The sequence below is a fragment of the Sorangium sp. So ce1036 genome, from assembly GCF_051369805.1.
Taxonomy (GTDB): Bacteria; Myxococcota_A; Polyangia; order Polyangiales; family Polyangiaceae; genus Sorangium; species Sorangium cellulosum_F.
In genome coordinates, this window is the sequence record NZ_JBBMOX010000001.1 from 3,025,544 (window position 1) to 3,049,950 (window position 24,407).

Below are 24,407 nucleotides of genomic sequence, written 5' to 3' on the forward strand. Positions count from 1 at the left end.
AACGGCCAGCCGCCGGGGCGCTCTACTTCGTCTCTTCGGTCTCGGCCGCGACCGCGATCGCCTGCGCCCAGCGAGCGTGCTTCCAGTTCGCGAGGTCGCGGATCGTCTTGATACGGAACGCCTCGTTCAAGAGCTTCGCGTCCCCCGCAGAGACGCCTTCCAGGGCGTCCACCGGGGCGTCGAGCAGCTCCCGGAACGACTTGCCCTCGTACGCCTTGTCGAGCATCTTGTTGATGTTCATCTGGATCACGACTCCTTTTCTCGCCGTCCCACGAACGGCGCCCCGCACATAACCAGAGCTGGCGCCGATCGCAAGATGGAGATCCGGCGGCGCCTCGGGCGCGGCGTGCGGCGCGCCACGCGAAGGGGGGCTGTTCCGCTGTGCGCCCACGCACGAGCCCTCTCCTCCACGCCGGCCCTCGCAGCTCGGGATCCCCTCAGGGCGATCGCGCCCCGCCGAGCTCCGACTCCGATCCGCGGCTCCGCGGGAGGATCTCCTCCAGCGCGCGCTCGATCCTCCGCTCGATCTCCGGGTCATCGAGCACAGGCGTGATGTCCTCGGGGACGACGCGCGCGCGCATGATCACCCGGGCATAGATGAATGCGTTGCGCGCGCTCGGCGGGTTCTCGTCGCCGAGGCAGGAGCGCAACAGGTGATAGGCCCTGCCCCTCATGGCGCCCCCCTGTCCGGCCCCGGCGCCGCCCCGCCCGGCCCGGCGCCGCAGGTCATCGCCGCCCGCGCGCGCGCGGCCGTGGCGAGGATCCGGCGGACGGCCGCCGAAGCGGTCTCGTGCGCCGAGAGCGCCTCGCGCGCCACGAGCGCGGCCCTGGCGGCGCTCCCCTCGTCGAGCGTGCCCTCGAGCACGCCCTCGGCCAGGCGGACGAGCGGGCCGATCTCGACCAGATCCCGCGCGAGGGCGCGCGTCTGCTCCGCGATCTCGCGCGCCTCCTCGATCGAGGCCGAGGCCGAGGCCGCGACGGCCATGGCGTCGCCGGCCATCTCCTCGGCGATCGCGAACATGTCGCGATAGCACGCGACCGCCGCGCGCAGATCGTCCGGGCTCAGCGCGCCGCGCGGCGCGTCCAGGAGCGTCGCCGCCGCGGCCTGCGCCTGGGCGAGCGCGGGGCCGATCGCGCGGAGCGCCTGCTCGAGCAGGCGCGCGGTCTCCCCGAGCCGGAGCAGGTGCTCCTCGACGGCGTGGCAGGCCGACGGCGCGCCGCCGCCGAGCGCCGCGAGCCGCTCGGCGACCTCCACGGCGAGCTGCCTCAGGCCGTCGACGACGCCCGGCTCGAAGCGGCGGGGCGCGTGGTCGATCACACAGAGCGAGCCGATCACGTGCCCGCCCACCCGGATGGGCACGCCGGCGTACGCGCGGATCCCGTAGTGCTCCACGAGCTCCCTCGGTACGCGCGCGTCGCGCAGCGCGTCCTCGATGACGAGCGGCGCCTCGTCGCGCACCACGAGCTGGCAGAAGGAGTTGCTCCGCGACGTCGCGCAGCTCACCGCGAGCTCCGGCGGCAAGCCGCGGTGCGCACGGAACAGCTGGATGTGCCGCACCACCAGGCTCACGAGCGCGATCGGCGCCCCCGCGAGCTCGGCCGCGCGCGCCACGCAGTCGTCGAGGAGGGCGTCCGCGTCGGCCCGCAGCATGAGGTGGTGGAGCTCGGCGAGGCGGGCGGGATCGTTCAAGTCGGCCATGGGGAAGCTCTTGCCAGGGGAGGCCGCGGCCCCCCGGGGGGGAGCCGCGGCCTCGGCGAGGCGCCGCGCGGCGCCCGTGCGCAGAGCTTACCGCACGCGGGCGCCGCGGGCTCCCCCGGACCCGGAGCGCGCCGCGATCCGAGGGGGCGGCGCGCGTTCGTTGCGTTCGTTGCGTTCGTTGCGTTCGTTGCGTTCGTCGCACCGGCGACGCCGCCCGGATCAGGCCATCCGCGGCGGGGCGAGCCAGCAGGCTCAGCCGCCGGCGGCCTGGCCCGACGCCTCGCCCGCGGCCTCGCGCAGGCGCTTCTGGATGTCCTCGGAGAGGCACATCCGCGACACCAGGTCCTCGAAGGTGTCGCGCCGCCGGATGAGCCGGCTCTGCCCGCCGTCGACGAGCACCTCGGCGGGCCGCAGCCGACCGTTGTAGTCGTAGCTCATCACATGACCGTACGCGCCAGCGTCCATGAGGACGACCACGTCCCCCTCGGCGACCTCCGCGGGGAACTCGCGCTCGCTGATCCACATATCGGTGTTCTCGCAGACCTGGCCGGTCATCGCCATCGGCGCGGTCTGGCCGCCGCGGCCGTTGATCCGCACCTCGTGGTACGCGCCGTACATCACCGGGCGCGCCATCGTGTTCATCGAGATGTCCGTCCCGAGGATCGTCCTGTATCCCTGCTTGATCGAGATCACCCGCCCGAGCACGTAGCCCGCGTCGCCGACGAAGTACCGCCCCGGCTCCATGACGAGGCGGGGCGTCTTGAGGCCGTGCTCCGCGCACTTCCGGCGGACCACCGCGGCGACCTCGCGGGCGACGGCGTCCACGTCGAGCGGCGGCAGCTCCCTCCGGTAGGGGATGCCGAGCCCTCCGCCGATGTCCAGGAACTCGAGCTGGAAGCCGAGCTTCCGGGCGACCGGGCCGATCAGGTCGAGCAGCTTCCCGGTGACGTGGGCGAAGCTCTCCGGCTTGCTCGCCTGCGAGTGAGGCATCATGTGCACCCCGAGCCGCTCGACCCCGTTCTCCAGCGCCGTGCGGTATGCCTCCTCCACGAAGCGAGGGTGGATGCCGAACTTCGCGGACGGGCCCGCGAACGGCGTCAGATCGGGCGTGGCGATGTCCTCGCTGCTCGGGTTGATCCGGAAGGACATGCAGCGTGGCCGCCCGAGCGCGAACAGGCGCTTCAGGACTCCGTGGTCATCGACGTTGAAGATGACGCCGGCGCGCAGCCCGGCGGCCAGGTCGTCGTCCGAGAGGCTGTTGCCCGTGTAGAGGATCCGCTCGCCCGAGAGCCCCAGCGCCTGGGCCAGGCGGATCTCGTTCGGGCTCGCGGCGTCGATGCCCGCGCCCTGCTCGACGAGGAGCTTCGCTATCTCCAGGTTGTTGCACGCCTTGATGGCGTAATAGACCGACACTTCCGGGTAGTGGCCGCGCAAGGCGCTGCTCAGGCGACGGAAGTTATCCCGGATGCGCTCGGCGTCGTAGACATAGAGCGGCGTCCCGTACTGCTCCGCGAGGTCGCGGACCGAAATACCCCCGATCTTGATCTCTGCCTCTTGCATACTCCTCGTCGCCTGAAACGCTGAAAGAGCGTTCGCAGCCCGCCCTTTTACCATGTGCCGCCGCCGGCGAGCAAGCTGGGCCTCGGGCGGGACGACAGGCGGGCGCGAGGTCACTCGCTACTTCGTCTCGTGCTCGTTGCGCTCGTTGCGCTCGTTGCGCTCGTTGCGCTCGTTGCGCTCGTTGCGCTCGTTGCGCTCGTTGTCCCGCTCGCTCTCGCGCTCGGGCTCGGCGGCCTGGGCGTCGAGGCCGACGAGATGGCGAAAGAGCGCGCCGAGCCCGCCCACGAAGAGCGAGCCCTGGCGTCTGTCGATGTCCTCGACCGCGGCGGGGTCGAACGGGAGCTTGTGTGGGTCGATGACCTCGAGCAGGACGCGCTCGTCCTCCGTGGGCGAGGGGTGGCGCCGGAGCCGGCACGATGTGCCGGGCGGGCGCGGGCCGACCGGGGGGCTCGCCAGCGCGTCGAGGTGGGCCACGAGGTCCTCCGTCCGGTCGAAGTCGGGCCCTCCCAGGTGCTCGCCGAGGAGCGACGCACGCGCCCTCTGGATCCCGCGGCCCAGCGCGTCGCCGGGATCGTCGGTCTCGACCGAGGCGTTGAGCTCCGTGTCGATCGAGAGGCTGCGGTTCGTGAGGTTGGCAGAGCCCACCGTGAGGAAGCGATCGTCGACGATCATCACCTTCGAGTGGATGTAGGTGGCGCGCTCGGCCGTCTCGTCCTCGCCGCAGTCCGGCAGGGTGTAATAGACGCCGAGGTGATGGCCGGTCTCGGCCGCCGCCGCGCGCAGCCTGCCGAGCACCTTGGCCTGGGAGAGGCCGACGGCGATCTGCTCCTTCACGGTCTCCGCCTCCAGGTTCAAGAGGAGCACGATATCGAGGACCGGCCGCCCCTCGGCGCGCATCCGCCGCTCGAGCGCGTCGGCGACGACGTGAGAGGTGAAATACTGCGTCTCGATGTAGATGAAGCGCTCGGCGGCGCCGATGGCGTCGACGAAGAGGTCGCGGATCTCCGTGATGGGCGCGGCGCCGGTCGGGGCGCCGCGCGGATCGGTGCGGCTCAGCGTGACCTCGCGGGCGGGGAGGGGGATGCCGCCCTCCGGCCGGTCACCGGCGAACGTGCGCTCGGCCCCCTCGAGGTCGGGCAACACGATGGGCGGGCCGCCGGCCCGCCGCCAGCGATCGAGGAAGAGCTCGGTCAGCGCCCGGGCGACCTCGCGGCCGCGGAGGTAGGCCTGCACGTCGTGAAACGGCTTGTGCGGCGCGCCGCGGCTGACGCGCAGCGGGTTCTTGTTCGCGTGGCGGCGGTCGTCCCAGCGGTGATCGCAGAGGTCGAGCCCGCCGAGGAACGAGAGCTCGCCGTCCGCGACCACGAACTTCTGGTGGTGCGAGGCGCGCTCGACATGGCTCGAGTCGAACAGGAAGTGCAGCCGATGGTTCGTCCACTGGAACACGAGCTGCTGCAGCCACTCGCGCTCGAGCGCGAACACCAGGTGGAAATCCCATGCGAGGATGTAGATCTGGAGATCGGGGCTCTTCTCGCAGAGGTCGTCCAGGAACTTGAGCAGCGTGATCGGCGTCGAGACCCGCTCTTCCCTGCCGCCCCGGAGCAAGGCGACGTCGCTGTCGAACTGCCACCCGGCGAGGAGGAGGAGCCGGCGCGCCTTGCTCGCGACCCGGTAGAACTCCGGATAATACTCGTCGGCGTCGACCAGGAGGCCCATGTCCTCCACCGGGGTGACGCACCAGGTGTGACGTCGGGGATCGAGGATCCTGCCCATCGCCCCTCCTCAACGACGACAACGACGGCAACGACGATCGGGCCGTCCGGCCAGGGCGTCACGGGAGCGCCGGGCCGGTCCGGCCGGCGTCGCGCGGCCTACGGCCTCGCGTGCTCCTCGACGAGCCGCTTCAGGCCCGCGAGGTTCGGCCCGCGCCCGCTCGCCTCGCCGATCGCCGCGAGCCGTTCCGCCTCGTCGCGCGAGAGATCGGGGCATATCCACTCCAGCAGCGCCGCCCAGTCCGGCGTACCGTCGCAGCCATAGCAGTCGTCGGGGATGGGGGTATTGTCGGGGAAATTCCGGAAAACGAAGTACGCCATCGCATCGACCATCCCAGTTCATCGCCGCCGGCGGGCGGCCGCGCCTCGGCGGCGCGCCCGGCCACCTCGACCATGGTGCCGGCGGCGCGCGAGGGCAAGCGGGCCCTCGACGCGCCGGCGCTCGTCCGCCTCAGGGGGCGCAGCCGATCCGCTCCGGCGCGACGGCCACGTCGTCGTACCACATCGACCGCGCGGGGCCGTGGAAGCCGAGGTAACCGAAGCTGAAGCTCTTGAAGTCGAGCTTTTCCCAGCCGGTCTTGTCGATGATCTTGTCGCCGTTGGCGTAGACCTGGACATCGCCCTTGGTGCCGTCGAAATAGGCCTCCATGCAGTGCCACGTGTCCTTCGGGAGGGACACGCCGCCGCTGCCGCACGCCGTGCTGCCGCCCTCGGAGAGGACGACCGCGTCGTGCAGGTTCAGGACGATCTGGCAGTACTGCTCGGCGACCTCGACGTTGTGGCCCTCGTTCGGCTCGCCGGTGCCGGTCATGGCCTGGAAGTACGCGTTGTGCTCGGCCTGGCCGATATCCACGCTGCTGCGCACGTAGAGCCGGACCCAGAACGTCGGCCCGGGCGTGTCGACGGAGAGCATCCTCCAGTCGTATCCGCTGCCGCCGGGCTTCACGTGCAGCGAGCGCGAGCCGGCGAAGAAGATCGACGCGTCGATCTCCATGTTCTTCAGCGCGTCGGCCTGCTGGTACGAGGGGCGGTACGTCGCGCCGTCGGGGAGCCCTTCTCCCTCGAACCCGGAGCAGAACGTCGCGCTGGCCGGGCACGCGCCGGTCGGCGTCCCGCCGCCCGCGCCGGTGGTGGTCGTGGTGCTGCTGGTCGCCGGCTCGCCGGTGCCAGTGGTGGCGCTGGTGCTGCTGGCGGTGGTGGTGGTGCCGGCGCCCGTGGTCGTGGTGGTGGTGCCGGCGCCCGTGGTCGTGGTGGTGGTGCCGGCGCCCGTGGTCGTGGTGGTCCCCGCGCCCGAGCTCACGCTCGTGGCGCCGCCGGCCCCCCCGCCGCTGCCGCCGGACCCTTCCGTGGTCGACACGCCATCCGCGTCGTCCGAGCAGCCCGTCGCCGCGACGGTCGTCGCGGTCGCGAGGGCCAGGCAGGAGAGGCAGGTCAGGGTGAAACGTGCGCTTTCACGAAGGAAGATCATGTCAAAGCTCGATCGGTGATGGGCCCGTTCGCCCGAGCTCGCTCGCTGCCGCGGCGCAGCTCGTTCGCCGGCCGTCCTGAGTGAACTTGCTGCCCGCGCCGGGGCGCGATTCGCGCCCGGAGCGGCCTTGTGCTTTTACCAGAACTCGTCGACCCCCGGGCCGCAGTTCGTCTGGATCCATCCTTGTTGAAAACTTACTGTGTGACTGTGGGCGTGGCCGGCCACCGCTTCCTAACCTCGCCACCCTCCCGTGATGCGCCGGTAGGATGGATGCCGCACCCGGAGGAGGTATCCATGAAGGCGGCCGCGCTGGTGAAGGACATTCGTGAGGAGCTCCGCAACATCGATGATCGGCTGAGGGACCACCCGTACCCGGACGCCATCGCGCGGGGCGACGTGACGCTCGAGGGGCTGAGGGCCTTTCCCGGGCATCAGCATCACGTGGCGCTCAGCGATCTGCGCTCGATGGCGACGATGCTCCAGCGCTTCGCGGACACGCCCTTTCGCGATTTCTGGAGCGGCGTCCTCCTGGGCGAGCTCGCGGCGCCCGGCGGCATCGCGGCCATGGGCCGGAAGCTCGGCATGACGCCCGACGACCTGGATCGGTACGAGGTCACCGCGGAGGGGTTCGCCTACGCCGCCCAGATGGCCTGGGCGGCGGCGAACGCGTCGGCGGCCGAGATCGCGTGCGCGCTGCTCATCAACTTCCCCGCCTGGGGGTTCAACTGCGGGAGGATGAGCCGGGCGCTCCGCGAGCGGCACGGCTTCGAGCCGGAGCACACGGCGTTCCTGGACGCGTTCGCCGCGCTGCCGTCGTTCGAGGACACGGCGATCGCCATCCTGCAGGACGGGCTGGACCGCGGCGTGGAGCCCCGGGCGGTCCGCCGCACGACGCGGCTCTTCCAGGCTTACGAGAAGATGTTCTGGGACGCGATGCTGGCGCTGGGCGCGCAGCGGGCGCGCTAGCTCGCCTCGGGCTCGGCCCGCTCACCGCGGATGCGGCCGAGGAGCGCCTCCGCCGGCTCGTAGCCCCGGCCCTCGGCCCGCGCCAGCGCCGCCTCGGTCGGGACCAGCTCGCCCGAGAGCGCCCTGGCGAGGATCGCCCTCGGCAGCCTGTCGGCCCGGGCCGCGGCGGCGACCACGCGCCGCTCGATCGCGGCGGCGAGCGCGAAGAGCGCCTGCGCGCGGCGGACGATCTCCGCCTGCTCCTCCTCGGGCGGCACCGGCAGCGGGATGCCGTTCAGCGCCGCCTGGGTGAGCTTCGGTTGCGCGGAGCCGGTGACATGGCGCTGCAGATCGAGCGAGTTCAGGGAGAGCTCGAGGTACCCGAGGACCACGCCGGCCTTCGGCTGGACGACGTGAGCGTGGTTGTTCACCCAGAACCTGCCGCTCGCAGGGAAGGCGACCGCGGTGCTCCTGGACAGGAGGTTCGCGCCGTCCTCGGCCACGAGCAGGTAGTCGCCGTCGAACAGGTAATCGTCGATCGAGTCGATGATGCCCGAAGCCCCGTAGTACGGATACGGCCCCTTTCGCCGGCGCCGAACGGCGGACTTCACGGGGACGCGGCGGCCATCGTGGTTGTCCACCAGCGCGCCGAACGGACAGACGGCCCACGACGCGGGCACGTCGCGCTCCAGGGCGTCGCGGTCTGCCCGGGAGGCCGCGCGCAGCGAGCCCCAGAGCTCCTCGGCCGTCGTGGCGGCCTCCGGGGCGGGGCCCGACGCGCGCCAGGCCTCCGTCAGCTTGCCCGAGCACGCCGCCGCCCGCACGGCCTGCCGGAACCGCCTGAGGATGCGCGTCGCCCTCGTCAGCCCGGCCGTGGCCGCGCCGACCTCGGCGAGCGCGGCCACGGCCCTCGCGACGATGCGGCGCTGCTCGGCGAGCGGGGGCAGCGGGAAGGGGCGCGCGAACGTCTCGCGCACCTTCACGAACGGCTGGGCCGAGCCGCCCTTCGCCCAGAAGCCCTCGTCGTTGAGGTGAAGGAAGAGGTAATCGAGGTCGAGGACCCGCGTGTCCGGCCAGACCACGTGGGTGTTCGCGATCGCCGACCATCGCCCGCGCGCCTTGAACGCCTTCCCGCACCGGGCGCCGACGGCCGAGACGACGATCGCCTCGCCCTCGTGCTCCCAGGTGTCGCGCCACACGTCGGGGCCGGAGGCGCTGAACGCCTGGTAGCGCCCGGGCCGCGCCTCGGCGTGGAGCTTCCCCTTGATGAGCTTCGAGCTCCCGCTCCTGTGCGAGCAGAGGGCGGCGAGCGTCGTCTCACACCACCCCTCGGGCAGGCGCCCGCTCATTCTTCCGCCGCCCTCGGCGCCCCGCCGTCGAGCAGCACGAGCACCCGGGAGAGCGCGGCGATCGCCCCCTCGAGCTCCTGGATCGCGTCGGTCGCCAGCTCCTCCGGCTCGGGCAGATCGTCGATGTCGTCGAGCGACTCCTCCCTGAGCCACCTGAGCCCGTCGAGCTTGAACCCGCGCTCCTCGATCTCGGCGCGGGTGAAGCGGCGAAAGCGGCCCTCCGTGGAGCTCCCCGCGTCGCGCCTCGCCCGCCCGTCGGGGTCGTCGCCGTAGCACCGCTCGAACTCCTCGAAGTGCGCCGGCGAGAGTGGCCGGCCCTTCTTGGTGATCGACGGCACGTTCGTGCGCGCGTCGTAGATCCAGACCTCCTCCGTCGCGGCGCCCTTCGTGAAGAAGACGACGTTCGCCTTCACGCCCGGGCAGTACGGGGTGAACGTCCCGCGCGGCAGGCGCAGCACCGTGTGCAGATCGCACCCCTCGGTCAGGACCCGGAGGACCTCGCCCGCCTGGTCCGCGAAGAGGCAGTTGTCCGGGAGCACCACCGCGGCCCGGCCGCCCGGCTTGAGGAGCGTCATCACGTGCTGGAGGAAGTTGAGCTGCTTGTTCGAGGTCGCGATCGCGAAGTCGTCGCGCGCCGGCGCCTGCCTCGCCCCCCGGGTGCCGAACGGCGGGTTCGTCAGGATCACGTCGAACCGCGCGCCCGTCGGGGGGTCGTAGATGGCGTCGCCGAGGGCGATCTTCGGCTCGATGCCGTGGAGGACCAGGTTCATGAGCGCGAGCCGGCGGGGCCGGGCGACGAGCTCCGTGCCGTGGAACACCTCGGCCTTGACGCGCCTCGCCACGTCGCGGCCGAGCGCGCCGTTCGCCTCGGCCGCGAGCCACTCGTAGGCGGCGACCAGGAAGCCCCCCGTTCCGCACGCCGGATCGCAGAGCGTGAACCCCCGCTTCTTCCGCGGATCGGGCCGCATGCACCGCACGATCGACCGGATCAGGGCGCGCGGCGTGAAGTACTGCCCCGCGCCCTTCTTGCCCTCGGCGGCGGCCTTCTCCAGGAGCCCCTCGTACGCGGCGGCCTTGACGTCCACGCCGAGGCGCGTCCACGACACGTCGTCGATGAGGTCGATGAGCTTCCTGAGGTTCAGGGGGCTCTTGAAGCGCTGCTGCGAGCCCGCGTAGATCTCCCCGAGGACGCCGGGCGCCTCGCCGAGGCGGCGGAGGATCTCGGCGTGGCGGTCGAGCAGGGCCTGCCCGCTCGCCGCGCGGAGCGCGGGCCAGGAGCAGTCCGTCACCTCGACCTTCCCGCGGGCGGTCCTGTGCTCGACGCGCGAGAGGTCGATGCCCCGCTCGTCGGCCATCTTCAGGAAGAGCAGGTACGTGATCTGCTCGATGTAGTCCCCGTAATCGATGCCATCGTGGCGGAGGGTGTGGCAGAACCCCCAGAGCTTTCCAACAACGTCGGTCATGCGGCGGTGGCTTCGTTCGGTCCGCGGCCGGGGCCGTCAAGCGGTGGAGCGCGCCGCCTTAGCACAGCCGGGTCCCACGGCGATCGCCGCGCTCGCCACGGCGCCGGGACGCGCCGCCGCCGATGTACTAGGCTCGGCCCGTGCCGCGCGCCCACGCCTCGCTGCTCGCGCTCCTGCTGCCGCTCTCCTCCGCGGCCGCCGCCTGCGCGCCGTCGCTCCCCGACCCCAAGGAGGCCGTGCGGGCCTACGCCGCGGCCGCCGCGCGCGGCGACGCCGACGCCATCTACGGCATGCTGAGCGAGCGGAGCCGCACCGCGCTGTCGCGCGAGGAGGTGCGGCGGCGCGTGGCCGAGGCGCGCGCGGAGCTGGCCGAGCAGGCCCGCAGCGTCACCGCGCCCGGGGTCGTGATCAAGACCCACGCGCGCGTCCGGTACCCGGACGGCGAGATCGCGACGCTCGAGCTCGACGATCGCGAGCGCGCCTTCCGGATCTCGGCCGCCGACGCGCTGCCCGCGGGCGGCCGCACCCCCGAGCAGGCGCTCGAGCAGCTCCGGCGCGTCCTCGCGCGCCGCAGCTACGCCGGCCTCCTGCGCGTCCTCACGCCGGCCACGCGCGGCGCCATCGAGGGCGACCTGCGCTCGCTGGTCGAGGGGCTCGCCCAGCCCGAGGGCCTCGAGGTCAGGATTGCGGGCGACTCCGCCACGGTGCAGATCCCGGGCGGGCACGAGGTGAAGCTCCGGCGAGAGGCGGGCGTGTGGCGGGTCGAGGACTTCGATTGAGTCGACGGATGAGGCCGGCGCGCGCTCTCCGCCCCCGCCGCCTCGCCGCGGCGGCGCTGGTGCTCGTCTCGGCGCTGCTCCTGTCGGCGATCCCGCGCCCCGTGCGCGCCTTCGGCGAGGAGGGGGCGTGGAACCCGCGGCCGCTGCTCACGGGCAACGCGCGGTGGGAGGGCGTGCGCGCCACCGCGCCGGCGCGCTGGTCGTTCGAGCTGGAGCGCCGGACGAGCGCCCCGGCGCGTCGCAGCCCGACCACGGTCCGCGCCGACGATCCGGCGCTCCTGGCGGAGCCGTTCGCGTTCTGGGGCGGCGCGGGCGACATCCCGCCGCTCACCGCGCGCGAGGTGTTCGGCCTGCGCCGCTTCCTCGCGCTGGGCGGCGTCCTGCTCGTCGACGACTTCGCCCCGGAGCGCGGCGAGTTCGGCCGCGCCGCGCGGCGCGAGCTCGCCCGCGTCTTGCCGGAGGGCTCGCCGATCCCGATCGGCACCGAGAACGTGGTCTTCCGCTCGTTCTACCTCCTCAAGCGCGCCGTGGGCCGCGTCGCGGGGCCAGAGAAGCTCTCGGCGATCGTGCGCGGCGGCATGCCGCAGGTGATCTTCTCCGACCACGATCTCGCGGGCGCGCTCGCCCGCTCGGAGACCGGCGGCGCCAGCGTCGAGGTCACGCCCGGGGGCGAGGCGCAGCGCGAGCGCGCGTTCCGCCTCGCCGTGAACATCGCCATGTACGTGCTCTGCTCGAACTACAAGGACGATCAGGTGCACGCGCCGTTCCTGATGCGGCGCCGCGCCGTCGACGACGCGCGCCCCCGCGCCACGCCCGCGCTGCCGGGGTTGCCATGACGTCGATACGATCGGCGGCGGCTCACGTGCGACGAGGCCGAGCTCATGAGGCACCTCACGCAGACGCGCTCCCGGGGCGGCCGTGACCCGTAGCCTCGCGCCGTCGGGCGATCTCTCGTCCCTGGTCGTCGCCATCGCCTGCGCCGTCGCCGCCGTGAGCTTCGGGCTGCTCGTCGTCGAGCTCGCGCGCGCGCGCGGCCGCGGCGACGGCGCGGCCGGCGGCTCCCGGGCGGCGCTCGGCACGGCGCTCACGGGCGCGCTCGCCGTGCTCGCGTTGCTCGCCGCCATCCTCCGCCCGGTCGTGGTCGCGTCGCGCGGGAGCCTCGTGGGCCCGAAGGTCGTGGTGCTGGTCGACGGCTCCCGATCGATGGATCTGCCGGGTCTCGCGGGGACCCGCCGCGACAGCGCGGCGCAGGCGCTCGCCGAGCTCGGCAAGCGCGCCGACGTCCGGCTCTCCCGCTACCTGTTCGGCGAGGGCGCGCCGCTCCTCTCCGACGGTCCGATGGCGGGCGAGGGCGCCGCGGGCGCGCCGGCGTCGGCCCCCGGCGCCGCGGCCGCGTCCGCCTCCGCCGCCGCGTCCGCGCCCGCCTCCGCCGCCGCGCCCGCGCCCGGCGCGGACGCCGGCGCCCCCGCGGCCGCGCCGCCCGCGTCAGGCCGGCCGCAGCGGCGCTCCGACCTCAGCGCCGCGCTCGAGGCGCTCGCCCGCGCCGCGGACGAGCGCCCCGCGGCGTTCGTCGTCGTCTCGGATGGCCGCCTCGACCGCCCCGGCCCGGACGACACCGCCGCGGCGACGCGCGCCGCCCTGGAGGGGCTCGACGTGCCGGTGCACACGGTCGCGGTCGCGACCGAGGCCGTGCGCGACGCCAGCGTGCGCGCGGTTCGGACCTCCGGCGCCGCGGTCGCCCACCAGCCGCTCTCGCTGCGGATCGACATCGGCTGCAGCGGCGGCCTCGCGTGCGCCGAGGTCCCTGTCGCGGTGCGCGAGCTGCGCGAGCAGGGCGCGCCCACGACGCTCGCGACGGGCGCGGCGCGGATCGAGGACGGCGCCGGTACGGTCGAGCTCGGCGTGACGCTCGATCGCGCCGGCACGCGCATCCTCGAGGTCGCGATCCAGGCGCCGGACGGCGACGAGCTCCCGGAGAACGACGTCCGGTACATCACCCTCGACGTCGCGCGCGACCGCATCCGCGTGCTCCACGTGGCGGGCCGGCCGACGTACGACGTGCGCGCGCTCCGGATGTGGCTCAAGGCCGACGCCTCGGTCGACGTCGTCGCGTTCTTCATCCTGCGCACGCCGGGCGACGAGGTGAACGCGTCGTCCGACGAGCTCGCGCTGATCCCGTTTCCCGTGGACGAGCTCTTCAGCGTGCACCTGTCGAGCTTCGACGCGGTCGTCCTGCAGGACTTCGACGCCGCGCCGTACGGCCTGACCAAGCACCTCCCGGCGCTCGCCCAGTATGTCGAGAAGGGCGGGGGGCTCATCATGGTCGGCGGCCCGAACGCGTTCGTGCAGGGCAACTACGCGCGCACCCGGCTCGCCCGCGTGCTGCCGGTGGATCTCGACATCGGCCGGGGCCCCGCCGTGGACCTCGGCGCCTTCGCGCCGCGCATCACCGCGGCGGGGCGCACCGCGCCGGTGCTCGCGCCGCTGCTCGCGCTCATCGGAGAGCGGATGCCGGAGATGCCGGGCACCAACGTGGTCGGCGATCCGCTGCCCGGCGCGACCGTGCTGATGACGCACCCGACGCGCACGACGGCCTCGGGCGCGCCGATGCCGGTGCTCGCGCTGGGCGAGCACCAGAGCGGCCGGACGATCGCGCTGACCCTCGACGGCAGCCACCGCCTGCTGTTCAGCGCGTTCGCCTCGAGCTCCGCGGGCCGCGCGCACGGCGCGTTCTGGGACGCCCTGCTCGGCTGGCTCATGCGCGATCCCCGCTTCGAGCCGGCCACGATCGAGCCGCGCGGTGGCTGCATCGCGGGCGAGGAGACGGCGCTCGTGCTCCGCCCTCTCGCCGGGCAGCGGGGCGAGGCGAAGGTGACGATCACGCGTCTCGGCAGCGGCGCGGTCGTGCGGACGCTCGGGGCCCGCGTCGGCGACGGCGGCGAGCCGGTCGAGCTCGCGGCCGGCCGGTTCGAGCCCGGCGGTTACGCGGCCACGGTGGAGATCGCCCCCGCCGGGGGCGCCGCCGGCGACGGCGGGGATCCGAAGCGCGCGACGACGAGGCGCGACTTCGCGTGCGAGCGCGGCGGCGACGAGTGGGCCGATCCGCGCCCGGACGTCGCCCGGCTGGAGGCGATCGCCGGGGCGACGGGCGGCGCGTCGGTGTTGCCGTCGGCCGCCGCCTCGCTGCCGCTGCCGGCCGCGACGCAGGTGGCGTCCGAGCGGCACGTCGCGCCGCTCCTGCCCCCGTGGGCGTGGACGCTCGCCGCCGCGGTGGCGCTCGGCGCGCACTGGATCGTCCGCCGCCGCGGCGGCCTCGCCTGAGCCGCGGCGGCCTCGCCCGTCCATCCTCCGCTCAGCGCAGCCAGGGCTTCTCCAGCGGATCCGCCGTGTCGCCGACCCAGACCCTCAGCACCGCGAAATGGCCAGGTTCCCCGCTGAAGAGCGCGTGGTTCACGATGAGCAGCGTCTTCGCCGCGTCATTGAAGGCGACGTTGGCGGGGGCGTCGAGGGGAATGGAAGCGCCCGGCGGGCTGTGGATGCGCGTCGTCTCGTTCCCGTCCTCGTCGAGCACCGAGATCGCGTTGGCCCCCGCGAGCGTGACATAGAGCTTCCCCGAGCTGCCGAAGGCGAACCCGTCGGGCGCCGCGCCATCCTCGTACCTGTGGACTTGCTCCAGATCGGCCTCGTCGGGATGCTCGACCAAGGGGATCCGGTAGATGTATCCGAGGCTCGGATCCTGGAGTGAGAAGGTGACCGACACGTAAACGTTCTCCCGCTGCGGGTCGAGCCGGAGTCCGTTCGCGCCGAACGGTTGTGTTGCCTCTCCGGAGAGCGCAGCGCTCTGGAACCAGATCTCCGGCCTGCCGCCTCCGGGGCCGTAGCGCCAGAGCGTCGCCTGGAACGAGTCGGATACGTAAGCGTTGCCGGCCTCGTCAAAGACGATGTCGTTCGGGAGAGGCGGCATGTCGAACGGTGTTGGTGAGCACGCGGTCCCCGGCGAGACGTCCACGCACGCAGGCAGATCCGGCAGCCGACGGCCGTAGCGCTCCTGGACGTACCAGCGGCCGACCTTGGTGAATCGGAGCAGCCCGAGCTGTGTGCTGAGCGCGTACACACGCCCCTTGCCGTCGACTGCAATGCTGCTCAGCGCGTGCTCTTCGCCGAGCCTCTCGCCCATCACGACGATCGTCGTCTTGTGGACCTTGCTGTCCCTGTCATAGACGAAGATCTTCGACGGGCCCTTCCCTGCGGTGCCGAACGTCGCCGCGCCCGACACGAAGACCCGATTGCCATGGACCGCGATCCCCTCAGGGTACCCGGGATGGGCGGGGAGCTGCGCGAACGTCTTCACCTCACCGTACCAGCCCCCCTCCGCCCGAGCCGGACTTGGGATCAGCGCCGGCGCGATCGAGAGGAACGATGATGCGCCATAAACAAGCCCTTTCCCGATGGAATACGATAGTTTGGACAGCATGTGATGCGACATGGAGCGCGCCTCCTGTGTCCGTGGGTGACGGACCGGGGTTCGTTTGAAATGATCGACGTGACATCACCGAGCCGCAAATTGCCCGATTGTGTCAAGTCGAAGAAAATTCCACGATGGCTTCAGTATATGCCGATGGGCCAGTCGAATGTCGAGTCAAATCGGCGCGACTCATGGATTCGCATCGGTCCTGCGCGGCGTGCCCGACGCCTCTTCGAGCACGATCGCGGCGCAAGAAGTCGACGCGGATCCCCTTGTTATCGCCTGTAATTGACAAGCGCGGGCATCACGTGCCCAGTGCGCCCCCCCCGGGGACTGCTCACCTGCTCATGCGACCCGTCGCGCCGCCCTTGCGCCCTCGACGTGCGTCTCTCGGCATCCCGAGCGTGCCACTCTCGCTCTCCCCCTCGCGTCGCTCCGATCTCCCCTCGTCACGGCCCCACGCGCCGCCGAGCGGCGGTCACCCGCACAGGAGACGGGCCCAGATCGGCGTTTTCGGCGCGCAGGCGTACTCCAGTGCGCCGAGCACCGAAAACGCCGAGGTGGGCCCGTCTCCGCAGCGGGTGCCCGCCGCTCGCTAGCGGGCGGGCCAGCGGACGGGCGTCGGCGCGAGCCGCTGCTCGGTGGTCCCGTCGCCGAGCTGACCGTTCGTGTTGTCGCCCCAGCAGAGCATCTCGCCCGAGCGCGTGAGCGCGCAGCTGTGGTCCTCGCCGAGGGCCAGCGCGACGGCGCTGGGCAGCTCGATCCGCTGCGGCGTGAGCGCTCGATCCAGCGTCCCGTTGCCGAGCTGCCCCTTCGCGTTGTCGCCCCACATGAGCACCTCGCCGCCGGTCAGCACCGCGCCGGAGTGCCTCGCGCCGAGCGCGAGCCCTGCCACGTCCACGACCTCCGGGACCTCCCGGGGGAACGCCTCGGAGGCCTCGAAGCCTGTCCCGAGGCGGAAGTGATCTCCCTTGCCCCAGCAGGAGGCCACGCCGCTCAGCGGGGCGGCGCACGTGTGCAGCGTGCCCACCGCCACGTGCGCGACGCTGCTGAGCCTCGCCAGGAGCGTCGGGGTGCTCTTCGCCGAGAAGTCGCCGAGCCCGAGCTGGCCGTCGAGGTTGTTGCCCCAGCAGCGCATCCTGCTCTCGCCCATGCGCTCGCTCATCGCCGCGCAGGTGTGCGCCAGGCCGGCGGCGACCGTCTCCACGCCGTCCAGGATCACGAGGGGCGCGGCCTGGTCGTCGTGGCCGCCGTAGCCGAGCTGGCCGTCGCCGCCCTCGCCCCAGCACCAGAGCGCGTGCGCGCTCGTCACCGCGCAGGTGTGGGCCGCGCCGACGGCGATCCGTGTCGCGGTCGTGAGATCCTTGACGCGGACGGGCACGAGGGAGCTCGCGGTGTTGCCGTCGCCGAGCTGCCCGCTGTTGCCCGCGCCCCAGCACGCCACCGCGCCGTCCGTCAGCACCGCGCAGGTGTGCGTGCGCGAGGCCGAGAGGCCCGCCGCGACCTGCACGGCGTGGCCGGCGAGGCCCATGACCTGCCGCGGGATCGGCCGATCCTGCTGGCGCGTGCCGTCGCCGAGGTTGCCCCAGGTGTTCCTGCCCCAGCACCAGACGGTCTGATCCGAGAGCACCGCGCACGTGTAATCCGCGCCGACCGAGATCTGCACGGGGGAGGCGCACGCCCCCCGCACGCACTGGCCCGCGCAGGGCTTGTCGCAGGTGCCGCAGTGCGCGGCGCTCGTGGAGAGATCCTCCTCGCAGCCGCTCCCTGGATCCCGGTCGCAGTCGCCGCGGCCCGGCTCGCACACGGGCGGCTGGCATGCGCCGTCGCGGCAGATCGACGTGCCGCCGAAGGTCGAGCAGGCGTTGTCGCACGCCCCGCAGTGCTCCGCGTCCGTCTCCAGATCGACGCACGCCGCGCCGCACACCGCGCCGCCGCCCGGGCACCCGCCGCCGGTCCCGCCGCCCGCGCCGCCCCCGCCGCCCCCGCCGCCCCCGCCGCCGCCCTCGCCGCCGCCGATCCCTCCGCCCCCCGTGCTCGTCGATGCGTCGGGCGGGTGGGCCGTGAACTCCTTGCCGCACGCGCCGAGGGCGAAGGCGCAGGCGAGGGCGGCGGGCGCATACGCCGCCGCGAAGGTCAGCGAGGCGAACGGGAGCCGGCTGGCCCGAGGTCGGTGCGTGAGAGCCATGTAGGGCGCTTTCCCCTTGCGTTGCGGCGCGGCCGCGCCGTGGGAGCGCGACGACCGGGGCCGCATTCTAGACGAATTCCCGCGCGGAGGTCTTCGACCTCGCGCGGCCGGCGACCTCGCGCGGCCGGCGACCTCGCGCGCGGCGCGGCGCCGATCAGAGCGCGACGAGCAGATCGTCGATCGGCGGCATCTTCTCGAGGATGCCGAGGTCCACGAGCTGCTTCGCGAGCGTCTCCCAGCGGGCGCGGGTCATCACGCCGAGGCCCTTCTCCTTCGTCTCGGCGGTCTCGATGAGCGGCTTCTGCGCCTCCGCCGCGGCGATGAAGGTCTCCGCGTCCATCGAGGTGTTGAGCTTGGCCATGACCGCGTTGGCCTGGGTCGGATCGTCGAGGTAGGCGCGCCAGCCCTGCCGCACGGCGCGGACGAACGCGCGGACGCGCTCCGGGTTCTCCTTCCAGAGCGCCGCGCGCGTGATCACGACCGCGACGTACGGGTTGAACCCCTCGTCGGCCACGAGGAACGTGGCGGGGTCGCTCCCCTTGCGCTTCGCCGCGATCGGCTCGGCGGTGATGAAGCACTGCTGCGAGAAGTCCTTGTCGGCGACGAAGCGGGCGACGCCGCCGTCGTACGGCACGACCTTCACCTTGTCGAAGCCGTACTTCTTCTTGAGGTACGCGGCGTAGGGCAGCCCGGGCTCGATGGCGAGCGTGCCCGACTTGAGGATGTCGGCGATGCCCTTCGCGCCGCGGCTCGCGTGGGTCATGATGGCCTGGGGCGAGGTCTGGAACACGGTGAAGAGGGGGAGCACGTCCGCGCCGCGGGCGCGCGCGGTGAGCACCTCGTCGGCGCCGGAGATGCCGAAGTCGACCTGCCCGCCGGCCACCATCTGGACGACCGGCGCGCCCGCGCCGCCGCCGAGGATCTCGACCTCGAGGTTCTCCTTCGCGAACGCGCCCGACGCGCGCGCCGCATAGAACCCGCCGAACTCGGGCTCGGGGACCCAGTTGAGGGCGAGCTTCACCTTCACGGCCTGCGCGCCGCCGGGGGCCGCCGGCGCGCTCCCGGGAGGGGCGCCCTGGGCGCCGGGAGCGGAGGGGGACGGCGAGCTCCCGTCGCCGCCCGGCGCCTGCGATCGGGAGCAGGCCGGGGCGAGGAGCGGGAGGGCGGCGAGCGCGGCGAGGCGCTGGAGGAACGGCCGGCGACGTGCGGTGGAGTGCATCACCGATTGATCTCCGAAGGGTGCCAGCGCCGCAAGAGCCGCCTGCCGGCGAGGTCGACGGCGCCGAACAGCGCGAGGCCGAGCCCGGACGCGAGCAGCACCGCGGCGAAGAGCAGATCGGTGCGCAGCTGGCGGTAGGCGGAGAGGACCAGGATCCCGAGGCCCGCGCCGTCCTCGGAGAAGCCGGCGACGAACTCCCCGACGATGGCCCCGATGACGGCGAGGCCCGCCGCGATCCGGAGCCCGGTCACGATGTGGGGGAGCGCCGACGGCAGCTCGAGCTTGCGGAGCGTGGCGAGGCGGCGGGCGCCGTAGAGCCGGAAGAGGTCGCGCAGCGCGGGCTCGACGGAGCGCAGGCCGGTGAGCGTGTTCGCGATGACCGGGAACACGGAGACGATGAACGCCGAGACCGCGACCGCGCGCAGGCCGGGGCCGCACCAGAGGACGAGCAGCGGCGCGATGGCGACGATCGGCACGGTCTGCAGGAAGACGGTGTACGGGTAGAGCGCCCTCTCGAGCGGGCGCGACGAGGCGAGCGCGATCGCGGCGAGCACGCCGACCGCGGCGCTGAGGCAGAACCCGGCGAGCGCGGCCTTGGCCGTGGTGGCGGCGCCGGCGAGCAGCGCGGCCGCGTCGGCCGCGCCCGCGCGCGCGATGTCCGAGGGCGGCGGCAGGAGGTAGGCGGGGACGCCGAGCGCCCGCGCGAGCGCCTCCCAGAGCGCGAGCAGCAACGCGAGCGCGGCGAGCGGCGGCGCGACGGCCTGGAGCGGAGTGGGTCGCACGGCGGGATGCCTGTAGCGCGAAGCCGCCGCGCCAGGAAGTGGTACCCGCCGGAGGAGCACGCGCCTGCTTGCCGGGTTCGAGGGGCGACGCTAGGAGGGCCGGCGGATGTTCAAGGCCATCCTCTGGGACAACGACGGCGTCCTCGTCGACACGGAAGGGCTCTACTTCCAGGCCACGCGCGAGGCGCTCGCGTCGGTCGGCGTCGAGCTGACGGTCGAGGACTACCGCCGGCTCTTCCTCGTCGAGAGCCGCGGGGCCTGGCACCTCGCCAGCGCGCGCGGCGTCGACGAGGCGGGCGTGCGCTCGCTGGCCGGCGCGAGGGATCGCAGGTACCTCGAGCTGATCGCGCGCGGCGACACCCTGTTGCCGGACGCGCGCCACGTCGTCTCGACGCTCGCCGCGCGCTTCCGCATGGCCATCGTGACGAGCAGCCAGCCCGAGCCCTTCCACCGCGCGCACGCGGCGACGGGCCTGCTCCGGTGGTTCGAGTTCGCGCTCACGCGCGAGCAGTACGCGCGCGCCAAGCCGGATCCGGAGCCGTACCGGGTCGCCTGCGCGCGGCTGGGGCTCGCCCCGCGCGATGTCCTCGTCATCGAGGACTCCGAGCGCGGGCTGCGCTCGGCCAAGGCCGCGGGCCTCTCGTGCTGGGTCGTCCCGTCGCCGCTCACCGCGTCCTCGGACTTCACCGGCGCGGACGAGACGCTCGCCTCGCTGCGCGACGTGCTCGTCCGGCTGAGCGGAGCCTGGTCGTGAACGCCACCTCACCGCCGCGCAGACGCCTCGACGGCGCGCCGGCGCCGCAGCCCGGGTCGATTTTTGCGAGGTCGCTGCCCGGCGGATGCATGAGTCTGGCGCGGCGCGAACAGATCGTGTCACCTTCCGCCCGTGGCTCCCGGTGGCGGCATCTCGCTCGTCGAGCTGGTCGTCCTCGGTTGGTCCTCGGCCGCGGCGCCGGCGCCGATCCCGATCCGCATCGACTTCGAGGCCCCGGCGGGCTGTTCCACGGCGGCGGCGTTCTACGAAGCCCTCCGCGCCCGGACCGACCGCGTGCGCCTCGCGACCGAGGGCGAGCGCAGCTGGAACGTCCACGTGCGGCTGTCGCGCTCCGGCTCCGGCGTCCACGGCGAGCTGCGCGTGATCCACGAGCGCGGCGAGACGGACACCCGGACCGTGAAGGGCGCCTCGTGCGACACCGTGGTCCAGGCGCTCTCGCTCACCGCGTCGCTCGCCGTCGACGAGGTGGTCGCGGAGAGCGCGCCCCCCGTCCCGGTCGCGCCGCCGCCCGCTGCCCCCGCGCCGCGGGAGCCGGCGCCCCCCGCCGATGCGGCGCGCGAGGCGCCGCCGTTCCGGCTGGAGATCGGCGCTCATGCCGTGCTCACGCAGGTCGTCGCGCCGCATGTGAGCTTCGGCGGCGCGCTCGCCGCCCGGATGACGCAGCAGCGCATGGACGACGTGTTCAGCCCGTCCCTCGGCGTCGCCCTGATCCACGCGCGCAACGACCTGCTCCAGAGCGCGGGCAACGCCGACATCCAGTGGACCGCCGCCGCGCTCGCCGCCTGCCCGCTCCGCTGGCAGATCACGGGGTTCCTCGGCGTGCAGCCGTGCGCGACGACGGCGGTCGGCTGGCTCGCGGCCACGGGACGCGGGGTGATGTACCCGGAGTCCGTCGTGCGGTCGTGGTGGAGCGCCGGAGGCCTCGTGCGCGCCGCGGCATCGTTCGGCGGGGGCACGGCCGTCGAGCTGGAGGCCGGCATCAGCGCGCCGCTCGTTCACCGGCGTTTCATCCTCCTGTCTCCCGAGGTAAACGTCGGCGAAACTCCGGTGATATCGCCGCTGGTAGGCCTCGGGATCACACACCTCTTTTGATGCAGGCACCCGTGATCACTCCGGCGTGGCCTGGGAATTATGGTTCCATGGACGTCATCCTGACGCCGTGCGGCAGGAACACCGACCCGGCCGGCGCGTGGCACCTGCTCCGTTCCAGCCCGTGCCGGTCGTTTTCCCATCCAATCCATGATCACCGGGTCTCATGCCCCCTCTGGTCGTGAGCGGAAGCGTGGGCGTCGGGGTCGTGGCGTCGGCCGCGTTGCCTGAGATGGAACCGGCGGACACCGTGCCTCCGGCCGTGCGATCGAGCGAGCGAGATCGGCGCCTGCGGCGCCTGGTGGACGCGCACATCGATTTCATCGGGCGCGTGCTCCGCAACGCGGGGACGCCGGCCGCGGAGATCGATGATGCGGTGCAGCGCACCTTCATCGCCGCTGCCAGGCGGCTCGACGACATGCGTCCGGGTGCCGAGAAGAGCTTCCTGCTCCAGATCGCGCTTCACGTCGCCGCCCACGCGCGCCGCAGCGCTGCGCGGCGGCGCGAGGTCCCGGCGGCCGAGCCGCCCGACGTCGTGGACTCGGCGACGCCCGAGCAGCTCACCAGCCAGAAGCGCGCCCGGCAGATGCTCGACCAGGTGCTGGATCAGATGGATGAGGACCTGCGGACCGTGTTCGTGCTGTACGAGTTCGAGGAGATGAGCATGGTGGAGATCGCCGGCGTGCTCGGGATCCCGCAGGGGACTGTGGCCTCCAGGCTCCGCAGGGCCAGGGCCGATTTTCGCGAGCGCGTCCGAGCGCTCGAGCTCGTCACGAGCGAGGGGAAACGATGACCGAACCGCGCCGCCTACTTGAGGAGAGCGACAGTCAGCTCGAGCGTGCGCTGCTGAACGCCGGCGTGTCGTACCGGGTGGCTCCGGAGACACGCGCAAAGACCCTGGCCGCGCTGGGGATCGCCGGAGCGGCCACGCTCTCCGCCGCCGGTCTCGCGGCGCCTCCGGCGATCTCCGCGGTGCAGACCGCCGCGTCGTCGACCGCGGTCACCGCGACGTTCGGGTGGACCAAGGTCCTCGTCGCGCTGTCGACCGTGGGCGCGCTGGCGGGAATCCCGGCCGGGTACCTGGCCTGGCGCGCGCACCACGCGCCGCCGCCCGCGGCGCTCGAGCGCTTCACCGACGCGCTGGCGGGCCCGATCTCGAGGGCGACGCCGCGCCCGCCGCCGCCCGTTCCGGAGGCGGTCCAGCCGGAGGCGCCCGCTGCCCCGGCGCCGGCCGAGCGGAGCGCCGGCCGTGCCAGCACGGCGGCCAGGTCAGGCGCGAAGCCGTCCAGCGCCAGCGCAGCTCTGCAAACGGAGCTGAAGGCCCTGGATGCGGCGCGCGCATCGCTCGCGAGCGGCAACGCCCAGGGCGCCCTCGCGCACCTCGACGCCTACGGGCGCGCCCACCCGCGCGGCTTGCTGAGGCTCGAGGCCGAGGTGCTGCGGATCGACGCGCTCGCCAGGAGCGGCCGGCGCGAGGCCGCGACGCAGCGCGCCGAGGCGTTCTTGCGCCGGCATCCCAACAGCGTGCTTGCATCCAGGGTCCGACGTTACATAAACAACTGAGTGGGTCATGCGTTGCCCCGCTCTCCTCCGTTGGCTCCGCGGAGCGTTTCGCACCTGCTGCGTGTGCGCGGCGCTTTGCGTCGTGCCGGCGGGATGCGGGACCACGGTGGACTCGATCGGCCACGACCGGCCCCGCGAGAGCGACGACCTCCGCCCGCTCTCGGGTCCTGACGAGTACCCCAACGCGCTCCGCGACGTGCTCGGCCTGACGGACGAGGAGATCGCGGACAGGCTCGACGCCAGCTTCGACCAGCTCTTCTACGGCGACCCGGAAAACGAGGCCATCTACGTGGAGGTCGGCGACGACCAGGCCTACATCGAGGACGTCTATCACGGCGACGTGCGGACCGAGGGGATCGGCTACGGGATGCTCATCGCGGTCCAGCTCGACAAGCGCGATGAGTTCGACCGGCTATGGCGATACACGAAGGGCGAGCTGGAGTTCACGTCCGGGCCGGGTGAGGGCTATTTCCTGTCGAAGTGCGACGCCTGGAACGGCCCGGTGCCGTGCGCCGATCCGTTCGGCCAGCAGCAGATCGCGATGGCGCTGCTCCTCGCCCACGGCCGCTGGGGGAGCGACACCGGATCCATCGATTACGGCGCCGACGCCCTCTCCGCGCTCGAGGTGATGCGGTACAAGGAGGAGCAGAACGGCGGCGTGGTCGACGGCGTGACGAACACCTTCGATGCGTCGACGAAGCTCGCGTTTGATTTTCCGCACGTGGCGTCGTCGAAGCTCACGCGTCCCTCCAACGAGATGCCCGCGTATTACGAGCTCTGGGCGCAGGCCACGGGGGACCCGTTCTGGTACGAGGCCGCGGCCAGCGCGCGGGAGTACTGGAAGCGCGTCGCGCATCCGACGACCGGGCTCACGCCGGTGCGCGCCTACTTCGACGGATCGCCCGTGCTCGGCGCCGACTTCTTCGGGTCCGAGTCCTACCGCACGCAGATGAACATGGCGATCGACCACCTGTGGTTCGGGACGGAGCCGTGGCTCGTGGAGCACGCGGACCGGCTGCTGACGTTCTTCTCCGGGCAGGGGATCGACAAGTACGTCGCGTCGTACACGCTCGACGGGAAGGCCATCGTTGGAGGCCAGATGGCGGCGCTCGTCACCGTGAACGGTGTCACCGGCCTCGTCGCGACGACAGAGGAGCGGGCCGCGTTCATCGAGGCCGCCTGGAACGAGGAGTTGCAGGTCGGCGACGCGCGCTATTACCCGGGGCTCCTCCATCTGGTTGCGCTCCTGACCTTGAGCGGCCAGTTCCGCGTGTACTGAGCTCCCGGGGGC

At 73.0% G+C, this 24,407-nt stretch carries 23 protein-coding genes; 10 read left to right on the forward strand and 13 right to left on the reverse strand.

Translation table 11 applies throughout. The features are described 5' to 3' along the window. Window positions 1-22: 22 nt before the first annotated feature. From WMF31_RS11705 to WMF31_RS11735, 7 genes are all read right to left on the reverse strand, one after another. A complete protein-coding gene (locus tag WMF31_RS11705; RefSeq protein WP_436606540.1) occupies window positions 23-241 on the reverse strand; it encodes a hypothetical protein in 219 nt (72 codons plus the stop codon). Between the two features lie 196 nt (window positions 242-437). Further along, on the reverse strand, window positions 438-674 hold the full coding sequence (locus WMF31_RS11710; RefSeq protein WP_436602017.1) for a hypothetical protein: 237 nt from the start codon (window positions 672-674) through the stop codon (window positions 438-440). After that, window positions 671-1,699: a GAF domain-containing protein gene (locus WMF31_RS11715; protein ID WP_436602018.1), complete on the reverse strand. Its 1,029-nt coding sequence runs from the start codon at window positions 1,697-1,699 to the stop codon at window positions 671-673. Before WMF31_RS11715 ends, WMF31_RS11710 begins: the two co-directional genes overlap by 4 nt. A 252-nt stretch (window positions 1,700-1,951) precedes the next feature. Then, complete coding sequence (gene lysA, locus WMF31_RS11720; RefSeq protein ID WP_436602019.1) at window positions 1,952-3,259, reverse strand: diaminopimelate decarboxylase; 1,308 nt, start codon at window positions 3,257-3,259, stop codon at window positions 1,952-1,954. A 117-nt stretch (window positions 3,260-3,376) separates the two neighbouring features. Beyond that, entirely contained in the window at window positions 3,377-5,032 is a 1,656-nt protein-coding gene (locus WMF31_RS11725) for a phospholipase D-like domain-containing protein (protein ID WP_436602020.1), read from the reverse strand. A gap of 98 nt (window positions 5,033-5,130) precedes the next feature. Further along, complete coding sequence (locus WMF31_RS11730) at window positions 5,131-5,352, reverse strand: hypothetical protein (protein WP_436602021.1); 222 nt, start codon at window positions 5,350-5,352, stop codon at window positions 5,131-5,133. Between the two features lie 130 nt (window positions 5,353-5,482). After that, on the reverse strand, window positions 5,483-6,025 hold the full coding sequence (locus WMF31_RS11735; RefSeq protein ID WP_436602022.1) for a hypothetical protein: 543 nt from the start codon (window positions 6,023-6,025) through the stop codon (window positions 5,483-5,485). Here WMF31_RS11735 and WMF31_RS11740 point away from each other — a divergent pair. Together WMF31_RS11740 and WMF31_RS11745 are read left to right on the forward strand one after the other, a co-directional pair. Continuing rightward, the gene (locus WMF31_RS11740) at window positions 5,928-6,518 is read left to right on the forward strand and encodes a hypothetical protein (RefSeq protein WP_436606646.1); all 591 of its coding nucleotides are present in this window, start codon (window positions 5,928-5,930) and stop codon (window positions 6,516-6,518) included. The genes WMF31_RS11735 and WMF31_RS11740 overlap by 98 nt on opposite strands. Window positions 6,519-6,793: 275 nt before the next feature. Next, window positions 6,794-7,465 (forward strand): hypothetical protein, encoded by a 672-nt coding sequence (locus WMF31_RS11745; protein WP_165373357.1) that lies wholly within the window; start codon window positions 6,794-6,796, stop codon window positions 7,463-7,465. On the opposite strand, the gene WMF31_RS11750 is transcribed toward WMF31_RS11745, so the two are convergent. Both WMF31_RS11750 and WMF31_RS11755 read right to left on the reverse strand, forming a co-directional pair. Then, window positions 7,462-8,793, reverse strand: coding sequence for a restriction endonuclease subunit S (locus tag WMF31_RS11750; RefSeq protein WP_436602023.1), 1,332 nt, complete (start codon window positions 8,791-8,793; stop codon window positions 7,462-7,464). The two genes, WMF31_RS11745 and WMF31_RS11750, sit on opposite strands and share 4 nt — an antisense overlap. Beyond that, window positions 8,790-10,256: an N-6 DNA methylase gene (locus WMF31_RS11755; RefSeq protein ID WP_436602024.1), complete on the reverse strand. Its 1,467-nt coding sequence runs from the start codon at window positions 10,254-10,256 to the stop codon at window positions 8,790-8,792. Before WMF31_RS11755 ends, WMF31_RS11750 begins: the two co-directional genes overlap by 4 nt. 140 nt (window positions 10,257-10,396) lie before the next feature. On the opposite strand from WMF31_RS11755, the gene WMF31_RS11760 reads away from it, so the two are divergent. The 3 genes from WMF31_RS11760 (at window position 10,397) to WMF31_RS11770 (ending at window position 14,356) form a co-directional block, all read left to right on the forward strand. Continuing rightward, window positions 10,397-11,035, forward strand: coding sequence for a hypothetical protein (locus WMF31_RS11760; protein WP_436602025.1), 639 nt, complete (start codon window positions 10,397-10,399; stop codon window positions 11,033-11,035). A gap of 8 nt (window positions 11,036-11,043) precedes the next feature. Next, complete coding sequence (locus WMF31_RS11765) at window positions 11,044-11,871, forward strand: DUF4159 domain-containing protein (protein WP_129350707.1); 828 nt, start codon at window positions 11,044-11,046, stop codon at window positions 11,869-11,871. Between the two features lie 82 nt (window positions 11,872-11,953). Beyond that, window positions 11,954-14,356, forward strand: a complete 2,403-nt coding sequence (locus WMF31_RS11770) for a glutamine amidotransferase (RefSeq protein WP_436602026.1) — start codon at window positions 11,954-11,956, stop codon at window positions 14,354-14,356. Window positions 14,357-14,387: 31 nt separating this feature from the next. Here the strand turns inward: WMF31_RS11770 and WMF31_RS11775 are convergent, their stop codons facing one another. From WMF31_RS11775 to WMF31_RS11790, 4 genes are all read right to left on the reverse strand, one after another. Then, on the reverse strand, window positions 14,388-15,521 hold the full coding sequence (locus WMF31_RS11775; RefSeq protein ID WP_436602027.1) for an SMP-30/gluconolactonase/LRE family protein: 1,134 nt from the start codon (window positions 15,519-15,521) through the stop codon (window positions 14,388-14,390). Window positions 15,522-16,095: 574 nt separating this feature from the next. Beyond that, entirely contained in the window at window positions 16,096-17,688 is a 1,593-nt protein-coding gene (locus WMF31_RS11780) for a hypothetical protein (protein ID WP_436602028.1), read from the reverse strand. A gap of 154 nt (window positions 17,689-17,842) precedes the next feature. Next, window positions 17,843-18,907: an ABC transporter substrate-binding protein gene (locus WMF31_RS11785; RefSeq protein ID WP_436602029.1), complete on the reverse strand. Its 1,065-nt coding sequence runs from the start codon at window positions 18,905-18,907 to the stop codon at window positions 17,843-17,845. Further along, a complete protein-coding gene (locus WMF31_RS11790) occupies window positions 18,907-19,689 on the reverse strand; it encodes an ABC transporter permease (RefSeq protein ID WP_436602030.1) in 783 nt (260 codons plus the stop codon). The genes WMF31_RS11785 and WMF31_RS11790 overlap by 1 nt, the downstream gene beginning before the upstream one ends. A gap of 106 nt (window positions 19,690-19,795) precedes the next feature. On the opposite strand from WMF31_RS11790, the gene WMF31_RS11795 reads away from it, so the two are divergent. The 5 genes from WMF31_RS11795 (at window position 19,796) to WMF31_RS11815 (ending at window position 24,395) form a co-directional block, all read left to right on the forward strand. Further along, window positions 19,796-20,443 carry an HAD family hydrolase gene (locus WMF31_RS11795; protein ID WP_436602031.1) on the forward strand — a complete coding sequence of 216 codons (648 nt, stop codon included), beginning with the start codon at window positions 19,796-19,798 and terminating at the stop codon, window positions 20,441-20,443. A gap of 132 nt (window positions 20,444-20,575) precedes the next feature. Further along, window positions 20,576-21,556 (forward strand): hypothetical protein, encoded by a 981-nt coding sequence (locus tag WMF31_RS11800; protein ID WP_436602032.1) that lies wholly within the window; start codon window positions 20,576-20,578, stop codon window positions 21,554-21,556. Window positions 21,557-21,785: 229 nt separating this feature from the next. Further along, complete coding sequence (locus tag WMF31_RS11805) at window positions 21,786-22,346, forward strand: RNA polymerase sigma factor (RefSeq protein ID WP_436602033.1); 561 nt, start codon at window positions 21,786-21,788, stop codon at window positions 22,344-22,346. After that, entirely contained in the window at window positions 22,343-23,116 is a 774-nt protein-coding gene (locus WMF31_RS11810) for a hypothetical protein (protein WP_436602034.1), read from the forward strand. The genes WMF31_RS11805 and WMF31_RS11810 overlap by 4 nt, the downstream gene beginning before the upstream one ends. 106 nt (window positions 23,117-23,222) lie before the next feature. Continuing rightward, window positions 23,223-24,395 carry a glycosyl hydrolase family 8 gene (locus WMF31_RS11815; protein WP_436602035.1) on the forward strand — a complete coding sequence of 391 codons (1,173 nt, stop codon included), beginning with the start codon at window positions 23,223-23,225 and terminating at the stop codon, window positions 24,393-24,395. Window positions 24,396-24,407: the final 12 nt, after the last annotated feature.